Source organism: Gammaproteobacteria bacterium (assembly GCA_027296625.1).
Lineage (GTDB): Bacteria > Pseudomonadota > Gammaproteobacteria > JAKEHO01 > JAKEHO01 > JAKEHO01.
This window is the reverse complement of the sequence record JAPUIX010000147.1, coordinates 1-10,456: the sequence shown is the minus strand read 5'-3', so window position 1 is coordinate 10,456 and position 10,456 is coordinate 1. Positions and strand designations below refer to the sequence as shown.

At 52.9% G+C, this 10,456-nt stretch carries 9 protein-coding genes; all 9 read right to left on the bottom strand.

Features of this window, described 5'->3' with window-relative positions; all coding sequences use genetic code 11:
• Positions 1 to 658: hypothetical protein (locus tag O6944_08265; protein MCZ6719125.1), on the bottom strand; the 658-nt coding region annotated here is incomplete at its 3' end.
• On the bottom strand, positions 655 to 1,221 hold the full coding sequence (locus tag O6944_08260) for an RNA polymerase sigma factor (protein ID MCZ6719124.1): 567 nt from the start codon (positions 1,219 to 1,221) through the stop codon (positions 655 to 657). The genes O6944_08260 and O6944_08265, both read right to left, overlap by 4 nt.
• A 378-nt stretch (positions 1,222 to 1,599) precedes the next feature.
• On the bottom strand, positions 1,600 to 3,681 hold the full coding sequence (pnp, locus tag O6944_08255) for a polyribonucleotide nucleotidyltransferase (protein MCZ6719123.1): 2,082 nt from the start codon (positions 3,679 to 3,681) through the stop codon (positions 1,600 to 1,602).
• 72 nt (positions 3,682 to 3,753) lie between these two features.
• Positions 3,754 to 4,023, bottom strand: a complete 270-nt coding sequence (gene rpsO, locus O6944_08250) for a 30S ribosomal protein S15 (GenBank protein ID MCZ6719122.1) — start codon at positions 4,021 to 4,023, stop codon at positions 3,754 to 3,756.
• 137 nt (positions 4,024 to 4,160) lie between these two features.
• Entirely contained in the window at positions 4,161 to 5,078 is a 918-nt protein-coding gene (gene truB / locus O6944_08245) for a tRNA pseudouridine(55) synthase TruB (GenBank protein MCZ6719121.1), read from the bottom strand.
• Positions 5,075 to 5,485: a 30S ribosome-binding factor RbfA gene (rbfA, locus tag O6944_08240; protein MCZ6719120.1), complete on the bottom strand. Its 411-nt coding sequence runs from the start codon at positions 5,483 to 5,485 to the stop codon at positions 5,075 to 5,077. Before rbfA ends, truB begins: the two co-directional genes overlap by 4 nt.
• A gap of 8 nt (positions 5,486 to 5,493) precedes the next feature.
• Positions 5,494 to 8,055: a translation initiation factor IF-2 gene (gene infB / locus O6944_08235; protein MCZ6719119.1), complete on the bottom strand. Its 2,562-nt coding sequence runs from the start codon at positions 8,053 to 8,055 to the stop codon at positions 5,494 to 5,496.
• The gene (nusA, locus tag O6944_08230) at positions 8,048 to 9,577 is read right to left on the bottom strand and encodes a transcription termination factor NusA (protein MCZ6719118.1); all 1,530 of its coding nucleotides are present in this window, start codon (positions 9,575 to 9,577) and stop codon (positions 8,048 to 8,050) included. Before nusA ends, infB begins: the two co-directional genes overlap by 8 nt.
• A gap of 34 nt (positions 9,578 to 9,611) precedes the next feature.
• A complete protein-coding gene (gene rimP / locus O6944_08225; GenBank protein ID MCZ6719117.1) occupies positions 9,612 to 10,061 on the bottom strand; it encodes a ribosome maturation factor RimP in 450 nt (149 codons plus the stop codon).
• Positions 10,062 to 10,456: the final 395 nt, after the last annotated feature.

Genomic DNA, 10,456 nt, shown 5'->3' with positions numbered 1-10,456 from the left:
CGTCACGCTGGCCAGCTGTAGCGGGTGCAACGGTCCTTGTGGATGGGCTTACCGGTTCTGGTTCCGCTAACGGCATCGAATGCGTAGACTTCGCATCAAACTCAACCTCTGCATCAGGCATCTCTGCCCGTCCTTTTTGCTTCAGCGTGCTCCCTACACCGATCGGTAAATTAATCTCATCAGCAACATCTTCCGATGGCAGTAACGATGCCTCTTTCTTTGGAAGCGCTTGAAAAAGCCTTTGCGGCGCAGCGCGCATTCTGTCTTGCGCATCGGTAGCGCTCTGGGTTGTGCCTTCTTCTGTCTCCTTTACAACTGCATCTCTTACAATTATTCGCTCCCTCAATCCGCCATCGATCACCTCAAGAGGATCCTGATCGAACAGCGATTGCCCCGTTTCATCATAGATCAACACCACCAAACCAACACACAATGTCAAGACTGCCGCGATCTTAACGGGCCCTCCCCATTTCGATAAAAACTGCCTGCTTGCAACCCATGGGCGCGACCCGACTGCACGCCGTGCAGCAGCAAGTATGGTCGCATCAACGTGGCCCTTAGGCTCAATCTTATCCAACGCTTGATAAAGCCGCGAATACTTCGATTGACCTTGAAGATACTCCTCGAAGGCTCGGTCTTTTGGATCCTGACTGTTCACACGACCTCTCCGAGACCCTTGCGCAACTTTGCAATCGCGTAGCGCAATCTACTCTTCGCTGTTTCCGGGTTGACACCCATCACCGCAGCAATCTCAACGACGCTCATGCCTGCTTCCTCCTTAAGGAGAAAGGCCTCCCGCTGCACCTCTGGTAGCTCTTCAATCAATTCCAACAATCGGTTTGACTGTTGCCTTACTTCCTCGCGAACATCAGGTTGATTGCATTGACTGCAAGGGATGTCTTCGACTTGTGGACAATCCTCGTGAGAATACGAGCTGGGATTTACCTTGGCCTGTCGGCGGAAGAAATCAACCACCCGATTGTGGGCCAGGTGATAGAGATAGGTCCCAAACTTCGCACGGACTTCATAACGATCCCGTGCCCCGATGAGCTTCATCCACACATCCTGAAACAGTTCATCCGCTACGCTTTGATTACCACACTGCCTCAATAGATAACGATACAGCCGCCCCTTGTGCCTACCGTAGAGAACTTCAAATGCTCGAGCATCACCATTTTGATACCTAATCATCAGCGTTTCATCACCGACTTCATTGTCCATAGGGTCTTAGTTTAACGTTAATTGTCGATCCTGATACAGAGAGAGATCGATGCTCGCAACGATGCCGATCAAACGTTACCCGCCGGAACTCGAAGGCCACTGATAACAGACACCAACCGAAATAAATGACAGAACCCCCACCCTTACTGGAAGTCCATGCAAGTACGATAGCCTGTACACAAACCATCGGCCTATAGACAATGAAACGCAGCAAAGTAAGTTAGGGGTTAACGGATAGGTACAACTTGAAAACCCAGACTGACAAAATTACCATTAAAAGAGTCTTCAGGTCTAGACGGCCAAAGATGGCGCACTAAAAAAGGGGCTGCGCCCCCTTTTATCATCATATCGGGATTGAATGCCCGGTGGTTACTCTAGCTAGCTGACCGCTTTCATGCTGAGGCGCACGCGCCCTTGTCTGTCGACTTCCAGGACTTTGACCTTGACGATTTCGCCTTCAGTTAGCTTATCACTGACATGTTCAACCCGTTCATCCGAGATCTGTGAAATATGCACAAGGCCGTCCTTCCCTGGAAGAATGTTCACAAACGCACCAAAGTCCATTAGCTTGGCCACGCGCCCTTCATAAATCATGCCTACCTGAATTTCCGCTGTTATTTGCTCGATACGACGACGGGCTTCTTCACCGGCTGCCTTATCAACGGCGGCGATCTTAACCGTGCCATCATCATTGATATCGATGATAGCGCCGGTAGCCTCAGTTATGGCACGAATAGTCGAACCACCTTTACCAATTACGTCGCGGATTTTCTCCGGATCGATCTTAACGGTAGTAATCCGTGGAGCATATTCAGACATTTCTCCCCGCGGTTCCGAAATCACCCTACCCATCTCATTCAAAATATGTAGGCGCCCTTCCTTGGCCTGTTGCAAAGCGACCTCCATAATATCCCTCGTGATGCCGTCAATCTTGATATCCATCTGAAGTGCGGTGATGCCCTCAGCTGTCCCTGCGACTTTAAAATCCATATCCCCAAGATGATCCTCATCACCCACGATATCCGACAACACCACGTACTTGTCGCCATCTTTAATCAGCCCCATCGCGATCCCTGCCACCGGTCCTTTAATCGGAACGCCGGCGTCCATCAATGACAGGCTGGTCCCACAAACGGTTGCCATAGAGCTTGAGCCATTCGATTCCGTTATCTCAGACACCACACGAATTACGTACGGAAACTCTTCGGGACTCGGCATCACGGCTCGAATGCCCCTTTTTGCAAGTCGCCCATGACCAATCTCGCGACGTTTCGGTGAACCGATTCGACCAGTCTCGCCAACGCAGTACGGCGGAAAATTATAGTGCAACATGAAGGCTTCTTTTCGCTCGCCCTCAATCGCATCGATCACCTGGGCATCCCGGTCAGTGCCGAGGGCCGTTGTCACCAAGGCTTGTGTTTCACCGCGTGTGAAGAGCGCCGAACCATGCGTCCGGGGCAATAGCCCAACACGAACGTTGATCGGGCGTACAGTGCGCTGATCGCGGCCATCAATCCGCGGCTCACCGCTTAGGATCCCACCACGCACAATCGCTTTTTCCAAATCCTCGATTGCGCCACGAATTTCCGTCTCGGTCCACTTCGCTTCGTCACCGCCGCTAAGTGCTTCGACACACTCTGCACGGATCTCACTTAGCCTATCGCGACGACTGAGCTTATCCGAAATTGTGTAGGCTTCTCGGATAAGGTCTCCGCAGCGGGGTTCAACTTCAATCTTAAGTGCCTCGTCAGAAGGACTTGGCTGCCACTCCCATGGACGCGTTCCCGCCTCCTTGACGAGTTCCCTGATGTTCTTAATCACCACCTGCATTTGTTCATGACCGAACATGACGGCACCTAACATCACATCCTCTGGCAACGTGTTTGCGTCGGACTCCACCATAAGAACCGACGTTTCAGTTCCTGCAACCACCAGATCAAGCTGCGACTGCTTAACCTCACTAAACGTTGGATTCAGCAGATATTTACCATCACAGTAGCCGACTCGGGCGGCGCCAATGGGCCCATTAAACGGGATCCCAGAAAGGCATACGGCCGCTGACGCACCGATGAGCGCAGGGATATCGGGATCAATGTCCGGATCTAATGACAGCACTGTGGCGATGACTTGAACTTCGTTTCTGTACCCCTTCGGGAAAAGGGGCCGCATCGGGCGATCAATCAGACGACAGGTCTGCGTCTCCTTTTCACTGGGGCGTCCCTCACGCTTGAAAAAGCCGCCTGGAATCTTCCCAGCGGCATAAGTTCTTTCTTGATAATCTACCGTGAGTGGAAAGAAGTCACGACCCGGTCCCGTCTCTTTTCTTCCAACGCAGGTCACCAGCACAAGCGTCTCGCCCATGCTTGCCATTACAGCACCGGAGGCTTGCCGAGCAATCTCGCCGGTTTCCAGTGCCACGGTACTTTCACCGTATTGAAAGGCTTTCATCACTACAGTCATGGATACACCTTGCGGAATGATTGGGAAGGAAACAGGTAACTATCGCAAACGTCGAATGTGACAAGCCTCATCTCATTTGCGCAACCCTAAGCGCCCGATGAGTTCACGATAGCGTTTAACATCTCTACTTTTTAAATAATCCAGCAGCTTACGCCGCCGATTTACCATCCTAAGGAGGCCTTGCCGGGAATGATGATCATGGATGTGTGTCTTGAAATGCTGTGATAGCCCACCAATCCCGGCCGTAAGCAGCGCCGCTTGTACCTCGGGCGACCCGGTATCCGTTCTCGAGCGTTGATAGTCTTTTACAATATCGGCTTTTTGCTGAGTACTGAGGGCCATTTAACACTCTCAATAACCTAGTAAAATCTGGCGCGTATTGTACTCGTGCGCCGTCAGGCGAACAAGAGAAACCCTATTCATTGCTCTCTTGCCCCGCCAGTGTCCTTCTTAAATCAGCTAACCGTTCCCATTCGCCATTACGCGTTAATCAAGCGGCGCGGCGCGACGCGACCATCGTCAAGCACTTCACCAACCCCAAGGAAAGAGCTTGCATGACTATACAAACGGACCCAACCTTCGGTCGGAGCATGAGGCACCACCACCGGCTGCCCCATGCGCAGGTAATAGGCACCATCCTCTGACAAGACAACAGCAGGCCTGTGTGCAAGCGCCTTGTCCATAGAAACGAGTTTGGCATCCAGCGCCTCTAGTCCTTCATGCTCTAGACCTTCTAGTATATCCAGCGCGACCATCTGAGAGGCCTCAAATGGACCCGCACCAAGTCGCCTTAATGCACAAACATGTCCCCCGCATCCCAATGCCCTACCAACATCTTCGGCAAGCGTCCGAACATATGTCCCTTTGGAGCAACGAATCTCCACCTCAATGAGATCGTCCTTGATCTCCAATAGATCAAGCGCATGAATTGTGATCGTGCGTGGCTTCCGCTCTACAACAATTCCCTGGTAAGCCAATTTATACAGGGGTTTGCCCTGGTGTTTAATGGCCGAGTACATGGGTGGGACTTGTTTAATCTGGCCGATGAATTCCTTAAGAATCGCTGTGAGTTGCTTTACGTTCAACACCGGTACGCGATGTGTCGCAATCTGCGCGCCGTTCGCATCTCCGGTGCTGGTAACAACCCCTAGCTTAAATGTTGCACGATAGTGTTTGTCTGCATTCAACAGAAATCCAGACAGCTTGGTTGCCTCACCAAGACAGATCGGAAGCAAACCGCTGGCTAACAGATCAAGACTCCCGGTATGACCGGCTTTGCGCGCATTATATAACCTTTTGACGCGCTGTAGTGCCGTGTTTGATCCGATACCTTCCGGTTTGTCTAACAAGAGAATGCCGTGGACATCCCGACAACTGCTTCTACGCGCGCGGCTCATCCAGTTTGTTTTTTCCCCTGACCTGTGGGCTTGTTCGATTCGCACGACTCAGCACTCGATGCATGGCACACTTCGTCTATCAAGGCAGACAAGCGCCGCCCCCGACCAATGGATTCATCGAAGAAAAATCTAAGCTTGGGCACGATCCGCAACGACAAGCGCTGGGCAAGTCGACGCCGGAATAAGCCTGCTGCGTTATTCAGCGTTTCCAATACTTCTTCGGTATCGGCCTCATTACCCAAGGATGTAACATAAACCTTAGCGTAGGCGAGATCATCACTGATCTCAGTAGCCGAAACGGTCACCAGCCCAAGCCGTGGTTCATTTAATTCGCGCTGAATTAGCACAGCCAGTTCACGCTGCACCAGGTCAGCGACCCGTCGCGCGCGGCTAAATTCGTTAGGCATTTCCCCAACTACAGTGCACGGGCTACCTCGACGCGCTCGTACACTTCGATCTGATCACCAACATGGACATCGTTATAGTTTTTGACGCCGATACCACACTCTGTGCCTGACTTTACTTCATTGGCATCGTCCTTGAAACGCCTCAAAGACTCAAGTTCCCCCTCATATATGACTACATTGTCCCTTAACACACGGATTGAATTATTCCGCCGCACAACCCCAGACAAGACCAAGCAGCCCGCAATCGCACCAAGTTTAGGTGACCGAAAGACCTCGCGTACCTCAGCAACACCGATTATCTGTTCCTTAACCTCTGGCTTTAGCAGCCCGCTAAGGGCATTTCTAACGTCATCAATAACGTCGTATATCACACTGTAATAGCGCAAATCGATTCCTTCTTCAGCAACCAGCTTGCGCGCTGCCGCATCAGCTCGCACATTGAAACCGATGACAGTCGCACTAGACACCATAGCAAGATTAATATCCGACTCGGTTATGCCACCAACACCGCTTGCGACGACTTCAACGCGAACTTCATCATGAGATAACTTCGTCAATGCGTCCACAAGCGCTTCTGAAGAACCATGAACGTCGGCTTTAATGAGCAAGGTTAAAATTCCGGCCTTACCCTCCTCCTCCATCTGTGAGAAGACATCCTCCAATCTGTCTGGCTGTTGCTGCGCTAACTTGACCTCACGGTATCGACCTTGACGGAACATGGCAATCTCGCGCGCCTTGCGTTCATCCGAAACGACGATCACTTCATCCCCGGCATTCGGCGTGCCAGAAAGGCCAAGGACCTCTACTGGCATCGACGGGCCCGCTGTGAAGATAGGTTTGCCGGCCTCATCCATCATGGCACGGACGCGACCAAATTCATGGCCGCTTAGGATAATATCTCCTCTGTTTAACACGCCATTTTGCACAAGCATCGTTGCCACAGGACCCTGCCCCTTATCCAATCGTGACTCAATCACGACTCCCGACGCCGGACCTTCATTGACGGCGCGAAGTTCCATAACCTCCGCCTGAAGCAAGATCGAATCCAACAGTTCATCGACGCCTTGGCCTGTCTTAGCCGAGACATTGACGAAAATCGTATCCCCGCCCCAGGCCTCAGGAATGACCTCGTGCTTTGAAAGCTCCTGCGTTACCCGCTCAGGATCCGCCTCTGGCTTATCAATCTTATTGATCGCGATGATCAAGGGCACTTTTGCGGCCTTCGCATGTTGAATGGCTTCAACGGTCTGAGGCATCACACCGTCATCGGCTGCCACAACCAGCACCACGATATCTGTCACCTTAGCACCGCGGGCCCGCATCGCTGTGAAAGCCTCATGGCCTGGCGTATCGAGGAACGTCACGGTTCCCTTCGAAGTCGTGGCGTGATACGCCCCAATGTGCTGGGTGATCCCGCCTGCTTCTCCGGCGGTTACCTTTGTACGCCGGATGTAGTCCAAGAGCGAAGTCTTGCCATGGTCCACATGGCCCATAATCGTCACGATGGGGGCTCGCGTGGTGGCCTCGCCCTGCGGACGGGTCGCCTGAACAATCTCCGCTTCCAGTGCATCCTCCTTCTGGAGCTTCGGTATGTGCCCCATCTCTTCAACGACCGCGGTGGCGGTCTCCTGATCAATCAATTGATTAATAGTAACCATGCTACCCAGTCCCATCATTAACTTAATGACCTCGGGGACCTTCACGGACATCCTCTGGGCAAGGTCCGCTACGGTGATGGTCTCTGGGATAGCCACCTCGCGCACCACTGGGGCAGTCGGTTTCTCAAACCCGTGCTGCGTTGTCGGGCGCGCAACAATGGGTCTGACGCGCCGCTTCTTCCTGCGGCGGCCCGACTTTTCAGTTGCAACGTGAAGCTTTTCACGACCGTAACGGGTTGGCTTGCCTTCCTCTAAGGAGGTTTCCTGCGTCTCATCCGGCACAGGTTCCACCTCGTGCACATCGGAAGGCGGTTCCACTACCTCACTCTCAAGGGCTTGACCATGGCTCGCAATCTCAAGGATCGCCTCATCCGCGGTTTTTGCCTCTATTTCTGCAGGTGGTATTGCCTCCTTGGCCGGTATTTCAGCGGCACCGGCTAATGCCTCAGCTGGCTCTGCTTCCGCTACCAATTCTGGTTCACGGGCCTTTACCTCTTCCATTGCATCCTGTTGCTCTTTTTCCAGCACCTCCCTTGCAACACGCTGCGTCTCTTCCTCTAGAAGATGGCTCCTCTTGACGTACGTTCGCCGCTTGCGAAATTCAACACTTACAGTCTTGGAACGACCAGCGCGCGGGGGGCGCAGAGTCCGCGATCGGCCCGGGGCCGTAGTAGGCACCCTGATTTCACTCAGTGTCTTACGTCGTAAGGTGATCTTTTTAGGCTCAGTCGCACTCTCGTCGGCCTTTCCGTGCTGGCGCCGCAAATACGTCAACAATTGTGACTTTTCTTTATCGCTAATTTTGTCCTCGGCCGATTTGCTAGCCAAACCTGCTTCATCAAGCTGTGCAAGCAGCCGTTCGACGGGGATTCCGACGACCTCGGCAAATTCCGTAACCGTCACTTCAGGCATCGCTTTCTCTCCCGTCACTTTGGCCCTGCTCCTCTTTTGCAAACCAAGGCGCACGAGCCGTCATGATCAGTTGGCCGGCGCGCTCTTTGTCCATACCCTCAACCTCCATAAGGTCGTCGACAGCCTGTTCGGCCAAATCTTCCATTGTCACAATGCCACGGCTAGCCAGAACATATGCAAGCTCTTCATCCATCCCGTCCATCGTTAACAGGTCTTCTGCCGGTTTAGCATCGGCTAATTGTTCTTCACTCGCAATTGCCCTTGTCAACATCACGTCGCGTGCGCGCCCGCGCAATTCCTCGACAAGGTCTGCATCAAATTCTTCGACGTCTAGCATTTCGTTTACCGGCACGTAGGCGACTTCCTCAACACTGGAGAAGCCCTCCTGGGCAAGGATAGAAGCGACTTCCTCATCAACGTCGAGGTGTTCCATAAACATTTGCTGCAACGATTGTGCCTCTGCTTCGCCCTTTTCCGCCGCCTGGGCTTCGGACATTACGTTCAGCTCCCAGCCGCTGAGCTCACTCGCTAGCTTCACATTCTGCCCGCCACGTCCGATCGCTTGTGATAGATGACTCTCGTCCACTGCAACATCCATGCTATGAGCGTCCTCATCCACCATGATGGAAACAACTTCGGCGGGTGCCATCGCATTGATTACGTATTGAGCGGGATTCTCATCCCACAGGATGATATCAACGCGCTCACCGTAAAGCTCGTTGGATACGGCCTGCACACGTGAACCACGCATGCCAACACAGGCCCCAATGGGATCAATGCGCGGATCATTAGACTTTACCGCAATCTTGGCTCTTGACCCCGGATCACGAGCGGCCGCTGCGATTTCGATCAGCCCTTCACTGATCTCCGGCACCTCTAGTTTGAATAACTCAATCAGCAACTGCGGCGCCGTACGACTTAAAAATACCTGTGGACCTCGAGCTTCGGCGCGCACGTCCCGTAGAAAGGCCCGCAAGCGATCGCCAGCACGCACAGCTTCGCGCGGAATCATCTCGTCTCGCTGAATTAATGCTTCCGCGTTGCCACCAAGATCAACAATGACGTTGCCGCGATCGACGCGCTTCACGATGCCGCTTACCATCTCGCCTTGTCGATCTTGATACGCCTCTACCACCTGCGCGCGCTCTGCCTCGCGCACCTTCTGGACCATAACCTGTTTTGCCGTCTGTGCCTCGATCCGTCCGAATTCCACTGACTCCATCGTTGTTTCCACGTATTCACCCAACTCAACATTTGGATGTGTTTTCTGAGCTTCGCTCAATAGGATCAACCGATCCGGGAACTGCTCGGACTCCTCACTGTCATCCACGACCTGCCAGCGGCGGAAAGTCTCGTAGCCTCCTGTGGTGCTGTCAATGGCTACTCGCACATCGATGTCACCACGGTGGCGCTTCTTGGTGGCGCTCGCAAGCGCGGCCTCGATGGCTTCGAATATAATCTCCTTGCTAACACCTTTCTCATTAGAAACGGCGTCGACAACCATTAGGATCTCTTTGTCCATCAACGTTGCCTCAATACCCTGCGCAATCTTTCGGTCACGGCACCAATCGTGCCCGATCGATGTTGTCAATGGGTAATTGATACTTCACATTCTCCTCCATCAATACGACATCACAGCCAGCAATGCCGGAGATCTCCCCGGCAAAGTTGTGTCTGCCACCAAGCGCATGTCGCAACCGCAAGCGGACCTTCCTGCCTATAAAGCGCTTAAACTGCTCAAGCGTAAATAACGGCCTATCCAATCCAGGCGACGAAACCTCGAGCGTGTAGGGACCATGTATTAGGTCTTCCACATCGAGTACGCCACTGACCTGGTTGCTCACCCGCTCGCAGTCACCTAACGTCACCCCGGCCTCATTGTCTATGTAAATGCGCAGTACAGAGTGCCGTCCGGTGGGCTGATATTCAACACCAAGGAACTCATAACCCATGGCGCATACCACCGGTGCAATTAACTGCCGAAGGACCGTGCTCTGGGTACCCATAATAGCGCCGATAACAAAAAGTGGGCACGAGGCCCACTTCTTCTCATAACACGCTAAGGCTTTGGCTAGTATAGCAATTTCACCTTAGGTTGCCAACACTCGCGCCCAGGCGCGGCGACGTCCCAATCTAAAGAAACCCCGCACGCAGGGCCTCATGAAAATAATGGGTAGCGGGGGCAGGATTTGAACCTGACAAAGCGCCAGACAACCTACCTAATACCACCAAATGTCGCAGCCAAAAGCCGAAGTAAACACTACGACGGTCGCAGATGGTACTCCATTTTGTAGGATTCCTACAATCAATACTTGCTTGTAGCGTACTTCGTTTTTTACGCCTTTTATCGCTTGACCCCTGAACCCTGGGGACTACGCTTGATGTACGGGTCTAGCAGCCC

Bases quoted from the DNA above. Each gene is read 5' to 3' on its own strand.
- O6944_08260 (MCZ6719124.1), bottom strand. From the start codon at position 1,221: ATGGACAATGAAGTCGGTGATGAAACGCTGATGATTAGGTATCAAAAT.
- pnp (MCZ6719123.1), bottom strand. From the start codon at position 3,681: ATGACTGTAGTGATGAAAGCCTTTCAATACGGTGAAAGTACCGTGGCA.
- rpsO (MCZ6719122.1), bottom strand. From the start codon at position 4,023: ATGGCCCTCAGTACTCAGCAAAAAGCCGATATTGTAAAAGACTATCAA.
- truB (MCZ6719121.1), bottom strand. From the start codon at position 5,078: ATGAGCCGCGCGCGTAGAAGCAGTTGTCGGGATGTCCACGGCATTCTC.
- rbfA (MCZ6719120.1), bottom strand. From the start codon at position 5,485: ATGCCTAACGAATTTAGCCGCGCGCGACGGGTCGCTGACCTGGTGCAG.
- infB (MCZ6719119.1), bottom strand. From the start codon at position 8,055: ATGCCTGAAGTGACGGTTACGGAATTTGCCGAGGTCGTCGGAATCCCC.
- nusA (MCZ6719118.1), bottom strand. From the start codon at position 9,577: ATGGACAAAGAGATCCTAATGGTTGTCGACGCCGTTTCTAATGAGAAA.
- rimP (MCZ6719117.1), bottom strand. From the start codon at position 10,061: ATGGGTACCCAGAGCACGGTCCTTCGGCAGTTAATTGCACCGGTGGTA.